At 37.4% G+C, this 17,393-nt stretch carries 15 protein-coding genes; all 15 read right to left on the bottom strand.

Annotation, left to right across the window (positions count from 1 at the left end; translation table 11 throughout):
- Nucleotides 1-445: 445 nt before the first annotated feature.
- The 15 genes from WEEVI_RS04615 to WEEVI_RS04545 all read right to left on the bottom strand — a co-directional run bounded on the left by WEEVI_RS04615 (nt 446) and on the right by WEEVI_RS04545 (nt 17,287).
- The gene (locus tag WEEVI_RS04615; protein WP_013598001.1) at nt 446-1,567 is read right to left on the bottom strand and encodes a GNAT family N-acetyltransferase; all 1,122 of its coding nucleotides are present in this window, start codon (nt 1,565-1,567) and stop codon (nt 446-448) included.
- Between the two features lie 46 nt (nt 1,568-1,613).
- Complete coding sequence (locus WEEVI_RS04610; protein WP_013598000.1) at nt 1,614-2,264, bottom strand: VTT domain-containing protein; 651 nt, start codon at nt 2,262-2,264, stop codon at nt 1,614-1,616.
- A 63-nt stretch (nt 2,265-2,327) separates the two neighbouring features.
- Nucleotides 2,328-2,981, bottom strand: a complete 654-nt coding sequence (locus WEEVI_RS04605) for a DedA family protein (protein WP_013597999.1) — start codon at nt 2,979-2,981, stop codon at nt 2,328-2,330.
- A gap of 9 nt (nt 2,982-2,990) precedes the next feature.
- The gene (locus tag WEEVI_RS04600) at nt 2,991-3,356 is read right to left on the bottom strand and encodes a YraN family protein (protein WP_013597998.1); all 366 of its coding nucleotides are present in this window, start codon (nt 3,354-3,356) and stop codon (nt 2,991-2,993) included.
- On the bottom strand, nt 3,356-3,991 hold the full coding sequence (gene upp, locus WEEVI_RS04595; protein WP_013597997.1) for a uracil phosphoribosyltransferase: 636 nt from the start codon (nt 3,989-3,991) through the stop codon (nt 3,356-3,358). Before upp ends, WEEVI_RS04600 begins: the two co-directional genes overlap by 1 nt.
- Nucleotides 3,992-3,999: 8 nt before the next feature.
- Nucleotides 4,000-4,932 carry a S66 peptidase family protein gene (locus WEEVI_RS04590; protein ID WP_013597996.1) on the bottom strand — a complete coding sequence of 311 codons (933 nt, stop codon included), beginning with the start codon at nt 4,930-4,932 and terminating at the stop codon, nt 4,000-4,002.
- Between the two features lie 78 nt (nt 4,933-5,010).
- Complete coding sequence (locus tag WEEVI_RS04585; RefSeq protein ID WP_232013424.1) at nt 5,011-7,470, bottom strand: TonB-dependent receptor; 2,460 nt, start codon at nt 7,468-7,470, stop codon at nt 5,011-5,013.
- 225 nt (nt 7,471-7,695) lie between these two features.
- Nucleotides 7,696-8,562 (bottom strand): carboxylating nicotinate-nucleotide diphosphorylase, encoded by an 867-nt coding sequence (gene nadC / locus WEEVI_RS04580; RefSeq protein ID WP_013597994.1) that lies wholly within the window; start codon nt 8,560-8,562, stop codon nt 7,696-7,698.
- Nucleotides 8,559-9,422 (bottom strand): hypothetical protein, encoded by an 864-nt coding sequence (locus tag WEEVI_RS04575; RefSeq protein ID WP_013597993.1) that lies wholly within the window; start codon nt 9,420-9,422, stop codon nt 8,559-8,561. Before WEEVI_RS04575 ends, nadC begins: the two co-directional genes overlap by 4 nt.
- Nucleotides 9,419-10,957 (bottom strand): L-aspartate oxidase, encoded by a 1,539-nt coding sequence (gene nadB / locus WEEVI_RS04570; protein ID WP_013597992.1) that lies wholly within the window; start codon nt 10,955-10,957, stop codon nt 9,419-9,421. The genes WEEVI_RS04575 and nadB overlap by 4 nt, the downstream gene beginning before the upstream one ends.
- Nucleotides 10,957-11,961, bottom strand: coding sequence for a quinolinate synthase NadA (nadA, locus tag WEEVI_RS04565; protein ID WP_013597991.1), 1,005 nt, complete (start codon nt 11,959-11,961; stop codon nt 10,957-10,959). The genes nadB and nadA overlap by 1 nt, the downstream gene beginning before the upstream one ends.
- Before the next feature lie 100 nt (nt 11,962-12,061).
- The gene (locus WEEVI_RS04560) at nt 12,062-14,425 is read right to left on the bottom strand and encodes a transglycosylase domain-containing protein (RefSeq protein WP_013597990.1); all 2,364 of its coding nucleotides are present in this window, start codon (nt 14,423-14,425) and stop codon (nt 12,062-12,064) included.
- Nucleotides 14,425-14,901 (bottom strand): gliding motility lipoprotein GldH, encoded by a 477-nt coding sequence (locus WEEVI_RS04555; RefSeq protein ID WP_013597989.1) that lies wholly within the window; start codon nt 14,899-14,901, stop codon nt 14,425-14,427. The genes WEEVI_RS04560 and WEEVI_RS04555 overlap by 1 nt, the downstream gene beginning before the upstream one ends.
- A complete protein-coding gene (locus WEEVI_RS04550; protein WP_013597988.1) occupies nt 14,873-16,336 on the bottom strand; it encodes a PSP1 domain-containing protein in 1,464 nt (487 codons plus the stop codon). Before WEEVI_RS04550 ends, WEEVI_RS04555 begins: the two co-directional genes overlap by 29 nt.
- An 87-nt stretch (nt 16,337-16,423) precedes the next feature.
- Nucleotides 16,424-17,287, bottom strand: coding sequence for an MBL fold metallo-hydrolase (locus WEEVI_RS04545; RefSeq protein ID WP_013597987.1), 864 nt, complete (start codon nt 17,285-17,287; stop codon nt 16,424-16,426).
- Nucleotides 17,288-17,393: the final 106 nt, after the last annotated feature.

Below are 17,393 nucleotides of genomic sequence, written 5' to 3'. Positions count from 1 at the left end.
GATACAGATAATTGCCAAAACCACAATACTAAATCTCTTTGGCAGTATATTTTTATCGATAAGTTTTTATTTAGGGTTTTGTAGACAGGATAGATTAAATGGCGGTTTGTTCGGATTCCAAGAAAAATACAGATTAAATTTAATAATCTATTCTAATTTGATCAATATGAAGATTTTCTCTAGATTTATTTTTTCTATTATCAACTCTCTTTCTACCAAAGATTTTAATAAAGGTGAATATGCTCCAACGATAAACAATCCAACAAATGGGAAATGTTTATTTTTCTAAAAGATAAGAACCAATACTGACGGCTCCTGACAATATGAAAGAAGAAGATATTGGCTTGCTGTTGTATTATAAACCTGCTGCTGGACATAGGTTGAATAATAATGTATGGAAAATGAAATAAGAAGCCGAAAAATCTACCCGAACGAGTAGATTCTTTTAGTTAATATCTTTCCTGAAAGTACTTCTTTTTTTATGGATTTTGGGTGAAAAATCTTTCCAAAGCTGCTGAACTTTAATATTCTCTTCGAGTAAGGGATTGGTTTCCATAGTTTCGATTCCTCTTGCTCGGAAATTTCTATACAAATCTCTAAAAATCAAAGCATGTAAACCCTTGTTTTGGTAGGCAGGATCGATCCCGATAAGATAAAACTCTGCATGGTTGTTTTTCCTTAGCGCTTGCAATAAGTGCCACCACCCGAAAGGGAAAAGTCGACCCTTTGTTTTCTGGTAGGCTTTGGAGAAAGAAGGCATCGTAATGGCAAAAGCAACCATTTTCTTCTCTTCATTTTCGATACATACCACAAAATCTGGATGGATAAACTTCAGATATTTCTTTTTATAATGCTCTACCTGATCAGCCGAAATCGGCACGAAACTTTGTAGGTCAGCGTAGGTCTTATTCAATAGATTGAATAATTCGTCGGCGTGTTGTACCAATTCTTTCGAGTTTCTGAATTTCATAACCCGAACATTGAATCTTTTCTCGATGATCTTTCCTATGCGCGATATCTCATTCACCTTGCCTAAATTATCAATATCCATCAGGTATTCTACCCAAGAAGCTTCAGGTCGATAACCTAAACTGATCATATGTTTCGGATAATACTCATAATTATAGAGACCAATCATGGTGGGCAAATAATCAAAACCTTCGGTAAGCATTCCAGCCTTGTCCATATTAGAGAAGCCCATTGGTCCCTCTACATAAGTCAGTTGATGCTTTTTTGCCAAATCTTCTGCTTTTTGTAACAAAGCTTTAGCCACCTCAATATCATCAATAAAGTCAAACCAGCCGAAACGAACTTTTTTCTTTTTCAGATTATTCACTTCCTCCCAGTTGATGATAGTTGCTATCCTACCAACTATTTTATTATCGCGATATGCTAGGTAAAAATGAGCAGTTACTTCGTTGAAAATTTTGTTAGAAGGATGAAAAGATTGTTTTTCATTTCGGATGATAGACGGTACCCAATAAGGGTCGTTTTTGTACAAGGTGAAAGGAAATTTCACAAAGTTGTCCATATTTTTTTCGGTTTGTACTTCCTTTACTTCAAGCATCGATATGTAAGTTTTTATTCTTTTGTTCGGTAGTTTAAATTAGTTTTTATGATTCGCTTTTCGAGCAAAATTTCTCTCGGATCAATTCGTAAATCATAGGAAACAAAGATAAGCTGATTATTAGGATAATGACAATTTCGAAGTTTTCTTTTACGGTCTGATTTTTCCCAAGAAAATAACCAAGTAAAGTGATAAGGAGTACCCAAAGTACACCACCGATGATATTGAACCGTAAAAAGGTTGGGTAATGCATACGCGAAATTCCGGCTATAAAGGGAGCAATGGTTCTTACTAGCGGTACAAATCTGGCTATGATTATGGTTTTTTTTCCGTACTTATCGAAGAAGTGTTCTGTTTTTTGCAAAGCTTTATCTTGGATTATTTGCTTGCCAAATAGTTTCTTTTTGAGGAGTTTCAGTCCGACTTTCAATCCGATAAAATAGTTCAAGGTGTCGCCCAAAATAGCTGCAGCAATTAGCAAGGATAAAACTATGTAAATATGCAAATATTGAGGGTAGCTTGCTGTCAGCATTCCTGCAGCGAATAGCAAAGAATCTCCAGGTAAAAAGGGCATGAAAACCAAACCTGTTTCTATGAAAATTAATAAAAACAGAAAAAGGTATAACCAAGTCTGATACTGCATCAGAAAGCTTTCTAAATATTGGTCGATGTGTAAAAGATAATCTATGACTTCCATCTAAGCAAGGTACAAAAAAACTCAGTTCGAGAACTGAGTTTTATACCATATAAAAATAATATTTTATGCTTTTTTCTTCATTTTTTCCTTGGCCACTTCGAAGATGATTGGCAATAAAGAAATCACGATGATAATGAGTACTACTTTCGAGAAGTTATTTTTGATAAACGGTATGTCTCCCAAGAGATAACCTGCCAAAGTAATACCGAAAATCCAAATAAAACCTCCCAGTACATTATATAATAGGAAAGTCGTATAACGCATGTGACCGATGCCTGCTACGAAAGGGGCCAAGGTTCTTACGATAGGTACGAAGCGAGCGATAACAATGGTTTTAGAACCATACTTTTCGTAGAATTGATGTGTTTTGTCAAGATGTTCTTGTTGGACAAATTGTTTACCAAAGATGCGTGTTTTTACTGCTTTCATTCCCAGCTCTCGACCAATGGTATAGTTGAGTGTGTCGCCCAATACAGCGGCAACAAAGAGAATGAGCATCATCACAACTACGTTGAGGTCATTGGGCTGAGCAGCTAACATACCGGCAGCAAACAGCAAAGAGTCGCCAGGCAAAAAAGGCATTACAACCACACCTGTTTCTACAAAAATTATGAGAAATAATATACCATAGAGCCACAAACCATACTCGTTTGCGAAGTAGGTTAGGTGTTGGTCGATATGCATGATAAAATCGAATGCTTGTTGAATAATTTCCATAGTTGAGTATTAATTTTCTAAAGCATTGAAGGCGTTTTCTATGTGCTTAATGCTCCAAATGTTGTTTGTTTTTGTGAGTGCTAAAATATCAAAACGAACCGAAAGATGATAATTATTTTTCTGGATATATGCATCTGCTGCCAAAATTAGTCTTTTTTGCTTGGCTTTGGTAACGGCAAGTTCTGGTTCTGTAAAAAAAGTATTGGATCTTGCTTTCACCTCACAAATCACAATTTCTTGCTCATGTTGAGCGATAATATCTATCTCGGCTTTTTGATAATAGAAGTTACGGTCAAGAATTTTGTAATTCTTTTCTATAAGAAACTGACAGGCTTTTACTTCGGCTTCTCGACCAAAATCAAAATGCTGTGCCATTATTTTGTGCCGTATAAACGATCCCCTGCATCACCCAGGCCTGGTACGATATAGCCGTTTTCGTCTAGTCGTTCATCGAGTGCAGCTAAATAAATAGGCACTTCTGGATAGGCATCGTGTACAGCTTTTACCCCCTCGGGACATCCTACCAAAGAGGCTAATCTAATTTTTTTTGCCCCGTTTTTTTTAAGGATTTCTATAGCTTTTACAGAGGAACCACCTGTAGCTAACATAGGGTCAACTAAGATGACATCTCGAGATGCTAAATCAGAGGGTAGTTTGCATAAATATTCTACTGGTAATAGAGTTTCGTGATCACGGTAGATTCCAATATGCCCAATTTTTGCAGTCGGAATAAGTTGATGGATTCCCTCTACCATTCCCAGTCCAGCACGGAGAATCGGGATAATTGCCATGTCGTTTCCTTTGATTTTATATCCTTTTGTTTTGGTAATTGGTGTTTCGATTTCGATTTCTTCTGTTTCTAAATCACGTGTGATTTCGTAACACATTAGACCCGAAATTTCATCGACCAATTCACCAAACATTTTGGTTGTGGTATTGCGGTCGCGCATTTGGGTAATTTTGGCTTTTACCAACGGATGATTGATAACGGTTAAGTTATTTTTTTGCATAAGGTATCTTAAATATAGGTCAAATTTACGGAATTTGATTGAATCTTCAGTTCTACTTTTGCACCAAAACGCATCGCCATATTATGACCCGTATGCCCGGCAGGTACATGAAAAGCAACCGGAATCTGTAAATCTTTTACGTATTGATGAATGATCTGAAGGCTCATCGGGTCGAAAGCTTTTTCGAAATCGGTAGTGTTTTCTTCTTCTACATCCATACGTGTAAAATTTCCGACCAGAATCCCTCTCAGTTTTTGTAAGATTCCGGCTCGTTGCAAGCTCATCATCATTCGATCTATATGGTACCAGTTTTCGTACCAGTCTTCTATCAATAGTATTTTATTTTCGGGGTTTATCGAAGTTTCTGATCCGAGGAGACTATAGAGAATAGAGAGGTTACCACCGAGCAAGATTCCGGTTGTTTCACCAGTGATATTGATAGGATGAGCCAAAAGCGGATAGGTAGGATTTTCGCCAATGAGTAGTTGTCGAACACTCTCGTACGTGGATGGGTGATAGAGTGTATGGGCTAATTTTTTCACGACCATTCCGTGGATAGATTGGTAACCGAGTTGTTGTAATTTGGTATGAAAAACGGTGATATCCGAGTAGCCGATAATCCATTTTGGAGATTGAGCAAAGCGTGAAAAATCTAAGGAATCGATGAGTTGTATAGCGCCATATCCGCCACGAGCGCACCAAATTGCTTGGATGTTTGGGTTGTCTAATGCTTCCTGAAAATCGTGTAAACGCTGTTGGGTTGTTCCGGCGTAGGCGTAACCAAATTGGTGTTGCGCATAGATATTTTTTCCTACCAAAACCTTGAACCCCCAATCTTTTATCATTGTGATTTCTTGGTCTAGTTCGTTGGGTAGTATTCTTTTAGAAGGAGCAACGATGGCGATGGTATCTCCTTGTTGTAAAAATTTGGGTTGTATCATAGTGCGAATGTAAAAGAAAAAGGCGAACCGAAGTCCGCCTTTTAAATATTTGATATGATAAAATATCGTTTTCTGAAATTAGAAGCTGTATGACACAGAAGCGTTCCAAGTTCTTCCTAGTCCGTAACCGTATCCATTTCTGTTTTCACGGATAATATATTGGTCGTTGAACAAGTTTTTGATATTACCTCTTAAGCGTAATTTTTGAGTTCCGAATTTCAATTCGTACGAAGCTCCTAAATCTACTTTTGCATATGGAGATAATTCGTTTGGCTTGTATGGTTTCCCGTTATGTAAATTGGTTACCAATTGTTTAGCATCAACTTGCGAATAAATATTAGCGTAGTAGTTGAAGTCCATATCTACAGAGAAAGAACGAGTTACGTCTAATTTAGTACCTAAACCGAAAGTGAATTGTGCAGCATCACCAACTTTTACACCTGTAAGGTCTACATCATCATATTGTGTTACGATTGTGCCAGCATCGTTGTTTCTACGTTGCATTGGCGTAGAACCATCGTATTGCCAATCACCGTAAGAAGCATATCCTCTTACTGTCCAGATGCGTTCGATTCTTGCATCAAAGTCAACTTCGATTCCTTTGTGAATTTGTGTTACGTCGTTTGCGTATTCTGAGAAATTGTAGGTTTCTAAGATGTTTCCTGCAGGATCCTTGATGATTTCTTCACCATAATCCATCAATAAGAAACGGTTACCCCACTTGGTGTAGTAAGCATTTACGTTTACGCGTAAGTTGCGTGTTTTGTAACGGTAACCTGCTTCTAGACCGGTGATTTCTTCATTGTCAACAGAAGGTTCTTGTAAGTCTACTGTATTGAAAACAAAGATGTTATCTAAGAAAGGTTGGCGAGAATAGCGACCTGCATTCACAAAAATTGCATTGTTGTCTAAGAAAGTATACGACATACCTCCTTTGATATTCCATCCAGTTTTCTTTACTTTTTCTGATTTGTGTTCAACTCCACCATAGTTCCAACGATCGAACTTTTGGTAAGATTGGTTTGATAATGCTCCTTGAGCAAATACTGTAAATCCTCCGATTTCGTATTCTGCTTGACCGAATACACCTTGGTAGTTGATGTTTTCGTTATAGTCGCGGTTAATTCTTTGATCTTTACCAGCAGTCTTGAAAAGTGCTTGCCAAGGATTTGTTGTGAAAGTTTCTGTAACAACCACTTGTTCACCTGTTACTTTATTTTTATCTGACCAACCTTTCAATCCGAACAAGTCAATCATTTGTTGATGGTGTTGCCCTTTGTAAAAACGTACATCACCACCGATGTTTAAGGTAAGACCTGCTTGTGTATCAAATGTAAAGTTAGATACAGCTCCGTACCAAGAGTGGTTGTTGACAGATGCACGTATTGCTGCATTGCTGATTGGGTTTCCGTTGCTATCTACTCCACCATTGTTTCCGATTCCGTCTTGGTCTAATAAGTTATTCGCTTCGATTTTGTCGAAATCGATATATCCTCTACCCTTTAATCCTCCTATTGTAGTGCTTGATGCTCTACCAACTCCCGAGGTTCCACCACCTGTACCAACAGATGCGTAAGCAACGGTAGATAAGTTCATTTTATCGTTGATTGTCCAGTCCCAGTTAAGGTTTGCTACTGGTTTGTGGTAATAGTTACGACGTAAGTTTTTTCCTTCACCTTTGTAGTATCCGTAGGTTGAGTTGTATTTTTTATCTCCACCCATTTCTTCCCATTGACTTTCTCTTTTTGTAGAGTAGTTTTGGTCGTGCCATTGTGGTGCACCAAAAACCATGAAGTTGATGTTATGGTCTTCATTTGGTTTGTATCCTATCGAGATGAAGTACGCTTGACCTTGTCCGCCAGTTCCGTAAGCATACTTACGATGAGCTTGCCAATGGTTTAATAAAATAGAGAATCCCCATTTTCCTTTCAAACCAGTGTCGTACGACAATGTTCCTCCGAAGTAACTATCGTTTCCTGCAACAAAACGAGCAAAACCACCTTCTCTTCTTTCGGTTGCTTTAGTAACGATGTTTACAGTACCTCCTACAGAAGAAATTGCTAATTTAGAAGAACCTAAACCACGTTGTACCTCTATAGCATTCGCTACCTCGTTCATAGCCGACCAGTTCGACCAATAGATATTACCATCTTCCATACCATTAATTGGTTGCCCGTTTAATAAGAAAGCGGTATTTTGTTCTGTGAATCCACGTAAATACATATGAGAATCTCCAAATCCTGATGCTTGGTCAGAAACGTAAACAGAAGGTGTGTTTGCCATAACTTCTGGGAACTCTACGTTACCCACTACTTTGTCCTGGATTTCTTGTCGAGAAATGGTAGAAACAGCCACAGGTGTTTTACGGTTTTCTTGCAAGTCGATTACCCCTTTACCGATAATCAATGTTTCTGCTAAGTTTACGGTCTCATTATCCATAATTGTATCATTTTGGATATGAGTTGATTCTGTTGGCTCAACTTGAGCGTAAGAAAGTTGTGCTGTTAAAGCGAAAGCTCCTATTAAGAATAGCTTCATTGAGTTTAACCTCATCGTAAAAAATAGTTTAATGTTTACGGTGCAAATGTCGAAACTATTTTAAGGTTTAATGTTAACTTAATGTTAATTGTAGAAAAAGAAAATATGATAAATTTCGCTTTTCTATTTGAAAATGAAAATGTTGTTAGGGGATATGCAAAAATAACCAAATATTTTTAATGTTAAAATTTTATAACTCAACACTGAGAAAAATCATAAAAAATGTTAAAAAACAGTCTTCGCTTTCAAGCTCAAATCAAAATTTCTTGCCGAGTGTATGATTGCACCAGATGAGATAAAATCAACTCCTGTTTCAGCAATTGCCCGAACACTTTCTTTTGTAATACTACCAGATGCTTCTGTTGTTACTCGATTGTCTATTAATTGTACTGCTTTTCTCAGATCAGGCAAAGAAAAATTGTCCAACATAATACAATCTACTTTGGCTTCTAGAGCTTCTTGCACTTCTTCTAAATTACGGGTTTCTACTTCGATTTTCAAATCGAGTTGATTTTCTTGTAAATATTTTTTTGTCTGATGAACAGCTTGCATTATCGAACCACAAAAATCGATATGATTATCTTTTAGCATCACCATATCATACAACCCAAACCGATGATTTTCTGCACCGCCAATTTTCACAGCCCATTTTTCTAACATTCGGAAATTTGGTGTCGTTTTGCGCGTATCGAGAATTTTGGTTGTGGTATGAGCAATAAGTTGCATCATTTCGTGGGCATAGGTTGCAATGCCCGACATGCGTTGCATACAGTTTAGTACTAAACGTTCTGTGGTAAGAATTTTTTGTGCATTGCCTTTTATTTCCAAGGCGATTTCTCCTTTTTCTACCCAATCTCCATCTTTTTTGTAGGCAATGAGTTCTGCGTTGGGGATGGTCTTAGAAAAAATATATTTAGCCAATTCTATCCCGGCTAAAACGCCATTATCTTTTACCAAAAGTTCGGCTGTCTGTATAGCATCTTTTGGGATGCATGCCAAGCTAGAGTGATCTCCATCACCAACATCTTCATGGAGAGCTGCTTCTATAAAAGTATCTATTTTTTCTAAGGTAATATACGAGGGTAAATTCATTTTCTGTATGTTAGGGAAACAAAGGGTGATTGATTAAATTCTTCTTTAGATTTGTATTGATAATATTCTTTCGATTCGTTGTTTTCTTCATTGAAAACCTCGATGAATACTTGGGTTGATGGATCATTGTTGAAAAAGTTCTTTAACTGTATGGTGTATTCTTTATCGTTTAGCAAGCCTTTCGTTACCAGGGTTTTGCCCGAATTAAAATTGTTTTCTATATTCTTTGCATACGGCTCTACCATGGCTAATTCTACCAAAGAATTAAACTTCCCTAAATAAATTTGTCGGTCGTCTCGGATTGCATACGTTCGTAATATATAATCGGTATCCATCCTTACTTCGATGTTTTCTTTGTCCTGTTCATTGAAAAATGTAAACAAAACTCGGTTTTCGGTATTGAAGTTCGGATAGTCTTTTTGGTTTTTTGTTAATTGAAAATTAATCGGAATTTGATATGTTACCGAAATCGGATTTTTCTGCTTATCCAAGGCTGGTCGAATGGCTAAATTTGCTTTCTTGAGTTTTGTATTCATTAAATAAAATGTAGAAAAAATAAATCCATTAAAGGTTTCGTTTTTTCCATCAACTATCACATCGCTAAATTGACCATTTTGGTTGATGGAAAACGAAATTTTTGCCTTCGCTTCGGGTAATTCTATGTAGTCGGCAACAATCGTGAAATAATCCAACTCATAACGCAAAGCGTCTTGTATCTGCTTATTGAGGCAATGCGCGATAGATTCTTTCGTTTTATTATTTTCGCAACCCGGAAAAATAGGTGGCGTATTCATTTTCTGTGCCCAAACATAAGAGAAAAGCAAAAAAGTAAAAATCAAAAAGGTCGATTTTTTGTTCATACATCAAGATCTTTATTATAATAAGTACCTTTATTTTCTTTCTGTTCCAAACTTTGCGAGATAACAAGTTCGGCAACATCTAGCATATTTCGAATCTCTAAAACTTCTCTTCCAAGGTCTATTTCTTCCCATAGAGAATCAAAAGTAGTTTTCATTTCGTTCAATTCTTCCATTGCAATGCGTAAATCCTGAAAGTTTCTAACAATTCCTACCCGTTTACTCATCATTCTTTGCAAATTAGTTCGTAGTTGCAACAAGTTAGTTCTTTCTGTTTTGTTGGACAAATTCTTTTTCGATTTGGTTTCTAGGAAAGGTTTTTCGGTAGGATGACTTACAGAGCTCGATAAAAGTTTGAATGTTTTTTCTGCAGCTCGATGTCCGAAAACCATAGCTTCTAAAAGTGAATTCGAAGCCAATCGGTTCGCTCCATGCAAGCCGGTATTGCTACATTCACCAACAGCGAAAAGATTTTCTAACGATGTTTTTCCGTCCAAATCAACAGCAATTCCACCGCACAAATAATGCGCAGCCGGAGCAACCGGGATCAAATCGGTCGAAAGATCAAAACCATTTTCCAAACAATGCCGATAGATATTCGGGAAATGGTCGATCAATGATTTTTTATCCAGATGTCGACAATCTAACCAAACATACTCTTGCTGAGTTTTTTTTATTTCTTCATCGATTGCCCTTGCGACAATGTCACGTGATGCTAATTCTGCTCGCTCATCATACCGAGCCATAAAAGCTTCTTTTTTTGCGTTGAGTAACTTAGCACCAAATCCTCTTACCGCTTCTGAAATCAGAAAAAGTTGCCCTTCTTGTTTACGATAGAAAGCTGTCGGATGAAACTGAATAAATTGCATTGCTTTTATTTCGGCATTTGCTCTTTTAGCCAGTGCAATTCCGTCGCCCGTAGCAATGGTTGGGTTGGTAGAATTCTGATAAATTTGCCCACAACCACCAGTTGCCAATAGGGTATAACGGGCAAAAATATTTTCTTTTTTTTGGTTGAGCAGATTAAATACTTTTGCCCCGAAGCACACTTTCTCGTTCATCAGTAAATCAACAGCAAACATGTGTTGTTGTATTTCTATGTTCGGGAATTTCAGTATGTTCGCTAACAAGCTTCGTTCTATTTCAGCACCTGTAGAGTCTTTGTAATGTACTATTCTGTTTTCGGTATGGCCGCCTTCTCGCCCCAAATCGAGTGTGCCTTCTTGAGAAGTATCAAACTGTGTACCCCATGCTTGTAATTCTATAAATCTTGCCGGACCTTCTGTAATTACGGTTTGTACAGCCTGTTGATTGCAAATTCCGTCGCCAGCTTGTAAAGTATCATGAATATGTTTTCTGAAACTATCATTCACGAAATCTGTGACCACCGCAACCCCTCCTTGTGCATATTTGGTGTTGGATTCATCTTTATTTGCTTTGGTGATGATTTTTACTTTTATGTCTTTTTTTTGCTGTGCAATTTTCAGGGCGAATGATAAACCCGAAATTCCAGACCCGATGACTAGAACATCGTACATTAGGCTATTGTTTTTGATAATTCTAACATACGGTTGAGAGAATCAAGTGCTTTTAGACGTAGATTTTCTTCTATTACGATTTCTGGAAGTTCATATTTCATGCATAAGTATAACTTTTCGAGGGTGTTGAGCTTCATGAAAAAACATTCACTACAATGGCAAGATTCGTCTTGTACCAAAGCGGGTATCAATTTTTTATTAGGTGCAATTTTCTCCATTTTATGTAAAATTCCTTCTTCGGTTGCTACAATAAATTCGTTAGCCTTGTCTTTTTCTACATATTCTAACAAGCGCGAAGTTGATCCAATAAAATGTGCCATGCGTAGCAAATCTTCTTGTGCCTCTGGATGTGCAATAAGTTTAGCGTTAGGATTTTCGGCCATTTGTTGGGCAATTCTTTCGAGCGAAAAAGCTTCGTGTACAATACAAGAGCCATCCCAAAGAATCATTTCTCGTTGGCAAACTTGGTTGAGATAACGACCCAGATTTCGATCGGGGGCGAAAATAATTTTTTGTTCTTTTGGTATAGAATTGATGATATGCTCGGCATTGGAAGAGGTAACGATGATATCTGATTCTGCTTTTACACTAGCATCGCAATTGATATAACTGACAACTATAGCATCTGGATATTGCTTTCTAAAATCTCTCAATGCTTCACCCGAACAGGCATCTGCAAGTGAACAACCAGCTTGGGTGTCTGGTAAAATAACTTTCTTGGTAGGATTGATAATCTTAGCAGTTTCTGCCATAAAATGAACGCCGCAAAAAACAATTAAGTCGGCATTGGTTTTGGCAGCTGCACGTGCCAACTGTAGAGAATCCCCCAAATAATCGGCTAAATCTTGGATTTCTCCCGATTGGTAGTAATGTGCCAAAATTACTGCGTTTTTTTCTTTACGCATTCGATTGATTTCGGCTACAAGATCAATTCCTTCAGGGATTTTCATATCCATATAACCTTTGGTCATAAGTTGTTTTGTTGCTTGTTCTACTGTGTTCATGGTTCGAATAAATTTTATCAAAAATACATTATACTTTCGATTCTAAAAAAAAGCCCCTATTGTCTGATAATAGAGGCAAAGATTTTATTTATGATTTTTGTTATTGATTGAAATCGATTTCATCATCTTCGTCAAGATCAGGTGAACGATCTACTTTTTTCGATGGTCTGTAATTAGGGTCATCACCACCTCCTTCGATTACTTCGTCGTCATCAAAACTACCTGCACTTAGGTTGCTATACGAATGGAAGTTTTCGCATCCATTGTCATACCCTTCTGGTTTTTCGAATTTATCGGCAGAAGTAATGCCAAGTTTATTTCCCTCTTTGTAAACGCTTTGCATATAATACGACCAAATCGGTAAACTTGTATTGGCTCCTTGTCCTAGTGCAGTGCTACCAAAGTGAGCGAATCGGTCTTCTGCACCAACCCAAACTCCGGTAACCAAATTTGGGGTAAGTCCCATAAACCAACCGTCTGAGTTGTCATTTGAAGTTCCGGTTTTTCCGGCTACCTCTGCGGTAATGCCGTATTTTCTTCTAACCCAACTACCAGTTCCTCGGTCTACAACTCCTTTCATTATGTCGATCATGGTATATGCAACTTGTTCATTTACAACTTCTCTTGTTGTTTGAGAAAAGTCTTTTAATACTTTTCCTTGTCGATCTTCTATTCGTAAAATAAGTTCTGGTTTGATATAAATTCCTCCATTTGCAAAAGCACTCATTGCGCCAACCATTTCGTATACAGAGAGATCTGTCGACCCTAATGCAATTGTATTATCTTTGATGATCGGAGAAACAACTCCTAAATCTCGACACATTTGGATTACTGGGTCGATTCCGGTCTGGAGAATTAATCGTACCGAAACCATGTTGGTAGAATAGGCGAGTGCTGTACGTAAATCTTGTGAACCACCATATCGGCCATTTGCATTTCTTGGTGACCAACCGCCAATTGTGATCCGGTCATTGGATATTACAGTACATGGAGTGTATCCCATTTGGTTGATTGCGGTTGCATATACAAATGGTTTGAAGGTAGATCCTACTTGGCGTCGCGCTTGTTTCACGTGGTCGAATTTGAAGTATTCCCAGTCTATTCCGCCAACCCAAGCTTTGATTGTACCATCTTTAGGATCCATCGACATTAGACCAGCTTGCAAGATATGCTTGTGATAGATGATGGAGTCCATTAAGGTTTTCCCTTTTTCGTATTTTATTCCATCCCATGTAAAGAATTTAATCGAATCTTTTTTGGTGTTGAATCGTTTGATAATTTCTTCCTCAGTGCTTCCGTTCTCTTTCATTAATCTGTATAAATCTGTACGGCGCATGGCTTGCAAGAAGATATTATTGCGTTTTTGTTCATTTACTCCGTAGAAGGGTGCGAGTTTCCGTCCGCGTTGTTCTGCAAAAAACTGTTGTTGTAAATGTGTAAGATGTTTTTTTACTGCTGCCTCTGCCATTTTTTGCATTCTCGAGTCTAAGGTTACATAAATCTTGAGACCGTCTTTGTCTAAGTTATATCGCTTTCCGGTTTCTTTCTCGTATTGTTCTAGCCAAGCTTCGATTTCTTTTCGTAAAGCAGTTTTGAAGTATGCAGAATACGTTTCGTCTCGTTGGGTAATGAATTGGCGATCGGTTTTTACTGGAGAAGCTTTTACTGTTTCACCTTCTTCTTTCGATATTTTATTGTATTTTACCATCTGATCAATTACCAAATTGCGCTTGTCTTTTGATACGTCGGGGTATTTCAGTGGGTTGAATGCTACAGGGTTCTGAAACATTGAAACCAAGGTTGCTGATTCTGCTAAATCGAGGTCTTTGGTTTTTTTATTGAAGTAAACTTTCGATGCAGACTCGATTCCTTTTGCACCATAAATAAAATCAAATTTATTAAAGTACATAGCAATGATTTCTTCTTTAGTGTAAAGTTTTTCTAGTTGTACAGATGTTACCCATTCTTTTAATTTCTGGAAAACACGTTTCACAAAGTTTGTCGAAGGGCTTACGGTGTACAATTGTTTTGCAAGTTGTTGAGTGATTGTAGATCCTCCTCCTGAATCGCCAGCTGAAGTTACTGCACGCATTGCAGCCCGAACATCAATCCCAGAGTGCTCGAAAAACCGAATGTCTTCTTTTGCTAAAAGTGCATCGACCAAGTGAGGGGGTAAATCTTTATAGTAGATCGGGGTTCGGCTTTCTGTCTCGAAACGATCGAGTAGTACACCATCAGAAGAAATTATATCCGATGAAATATAAATATCAGGATTTTCTAGATCACGTACATTGGGTATCTCACCAAACCAACCATTCGAGGTTGCCCAAAAAATAGCAATAACTCCAAGAACTATGGCAAAAAATCCGAGCCATAAAAATTTGATAACACGGCCTACTATTCGTCCATTGTTTTCCGACTTCTTGTTTGTGGTAGATGTTTTTGTCGTTGATTTTTGTTCCATCAATTATTCGTTTTATCAACAATTAAGCTAATATCTTTAAGACCTTTTAAAATATTGGTACGCATACCTTGTTTTACCTGTATTTTATAAACTCCTGTATCTTTCAGAGGTAAGTTTTCACGTAAAATAAGTAATTGCTCTTTTGCTTGTATGCCTTTCCCAATCCAACTTCCATCGGGAATGGCAATATAATATTGCAATGTGTCTGTCATTTCATGCCCTTTTGGATCTTTTATCGTCGTAAAAAGATACAAATTACTATATGCATAATCGGTCTTGTTTCTCAAGAGAAATGCCAAATTAGCATGTATGTCTACAGAATCTTTTACATGAAAAGAAAATTCCTTTATACTATCTTTTGCCCAACCAGCACTTAGGTCTTGGTTTTCTTGGTAGTAATGTTTCGATTCGCAACTAAAGAAAATCAAAACTAACAAAAAAGTAAAACTAATCTTTTTTACGGTTTTGTGGCCCACGATTGTATCTTTTTTTAGGTTTTGATTTTTGCTCTTGTTTCCCGTGTTGTACAGTGTTCTGCCCTTGATGTGTGTTTTTCTTGGTAGGCTGTACGTCTTGTTTTTTGATGGGATTGGTTCTTTGTTCTGTTTTGTTTTTTACAGGAACTGGCTTGCGTCTTCGCTGTTTGTGCAACGTTTTGTTTTCTTCTTCCGGTTTAGACGGGGTAGAAGGTACTTGCTGTTTGCCTGATGTCGCAGTACGGTTCTGAGGTTTTCTCTGGCGTGTTGATTGCGTCGACTGTTTTGGGTTCGATTCTTTGCTGTTTCTTTGCCTATTTTGGCGATTTCGTTTGTTCTGACTTTTGTTCTTACGATCAAAACGTTCCAATGAGTCTTCCTCTATCACATCTGTAAATACCGGTTTAGTTTCCATGATGTTTTTAGACAATTCCTCCAAAGAATCTATTTTCTGATTTTCTTTATTTAATCGAATAAATTCTTTTACATCTTCTACTGGGAATCGGTACCACAAAACACTTCCTGTATCGTACGAAAACCACATTACTCGTTTGAAAACATCTACTTTTACACAGTTTGCTAAACCATTTACAGTAAGCAGTTTAGTGTCTATGGTAGGAATATCGGTTAGTGCATCTAGATAAGTGTCGAGCTCAAAATTTAAACAGCATTTTAGTTTCCCACATTGTCCAGCTAGTTTTTGTGAGTTGATGGATAGTTGCTGGTATCGAGCAGCAGCTGTGCTAACAGATCGGAAGTCTGTCAACCATGTAGAACAGCATAATTCTCGTCCGCAAGAGCCAATACCACCAATTTTAGCTGCTTCTTGTCGGTATCCAATTTGTTTCATTTCTATTCGTACACCGAATCTGCTTGCATATTCTTTGATCAGTTGACGAAAGTCGACTCTGCCTTCTGCGGTGTAATAGAAGGTTACTTTGCTGCCATCTCCTTGGTATTCTACATCGCAAATCTTCATTTCTAGACCAAGATTATTTGCTATTATACGCGAATCTATCATGGTCTGAGTTTCTTTTTCGCGGTATAAATGCCAAGTCTCTAAATCTTTTTGGTTGGCTTTTCTGTATATTTTTTTCGCATCTTCTGTTTCTACAGATAGGTGCTTTTTTTTCATTTGTATTCGAACCAGCTCTCCGGTTAGTGTAACAACCCCGATATCGTGACCAGGATTACCTTCTACTGCAACGACATCGCCGATGCTAAGAGATAAGTTGTTTTCGTTCTTATAATATAATTTTCGATCGTTTTTGAATCGAATTTCAACAAATTCAAACGGCTTCTGACCATTTGGTAATTGCATATTGCTCAACCAATCAAAAACGGTTAGTTTTCCACAACCGTCTACGCCACAAGCTCCATTATTGTTACACCCTTTCGGGAGGCCATTTTTGGTTCCGCATGATCCACATCCCATATGACCTTTCTTTTTTTGTTATAATGACATACAAAGGTAAGCATTTTTTGTACGCCGTGATGAGTAAGTTTTTATGGTATCGTATTTTTATCGGAAAATTTCATCAAATCCAAAGGTATCTTTCAGTCGAACTCCTTTTTCTGTTTGTTGAAGAGTAGCTAGCTCGTGATAGGGATCGTGTTCGAAAAATAGATAATATTCTTGTTCGACGGCTTCGTTCAGAAACTTTCCTTTTTCTTCTACTGTTAATAATGGTCGTGTATCAAAACCAATAACGTAGATCAGAGGAATGTGTCCTACGGTCGGGATAAGATCGGCAACATATACGATTTTTTTACCTTTATAGGTAATGATCGGTAGCATTTGTTTTTCGGTATGTCCATCGACAAAAAGAATATCAAAACCTAATGGAGAATTATGTATTCGGTTGGTGTTCTGAGGTAGATCGATAAAATTTAATTGTCCACTTTCTTGTATTGGTAGAATGTTTTCTTTGAGGAACGATGCTTTTTCTCTCGGATTTGGGTTTACTGCCCAATCCCAATGACTGTCATTTGACCAAAATTTTGCATTTTTAAAAGATGGTTCTAATAGGGTTTTGGTTTTGTTCCATTGTATTGCGCCACCACAATGATCGAAATGGAGGTGTGTAAGGAAAACGTCGGTGATGTCATCTCTATGAAATCCATGTTTTGCAAGGGAAGTGTCTAGGTTTTGTTCACCGTACAAATAATAATAACCAAAAAATTTATCGTCTTGTTTGTTTCCAATTCCGGTGTCAATCAAAATCAGCCGATCGCCATCTTCAATCAGAAGACATCGCATGGCTAATTCTATCATGTTTCGTTCGTCGGCAGGATTGGTTTTATTCCAGATAGATTTTGGTACGATACCAAACATCGCACCGCCATCTAATTTAAAATTTCCGGTTTCTATGCTATAAAGTTTCATTTCTTCTTGGTTTTAGACTAGAAAAGTACAATATTTTTTTTGGCTGTTCAAAATAAACTTCAAATCTGGTCAAAATCTGCTGATAAGTTTTAATTTTGTGAAAATT

This window comes from Weeksella virosa DSM 16922 (assembly GCF_000189415.1).
GTDB lineage: Bacteria > Bacteroidota > Bacteroidia > Flavobacteriales > Weeksellaceae > Weeksella > Weeksella virosa.
The sequence above is the reverse complement of the archived record's forward strand: the minus strand, read 5'-3'. Positions and strand labels throughout refer to the sequence as shown.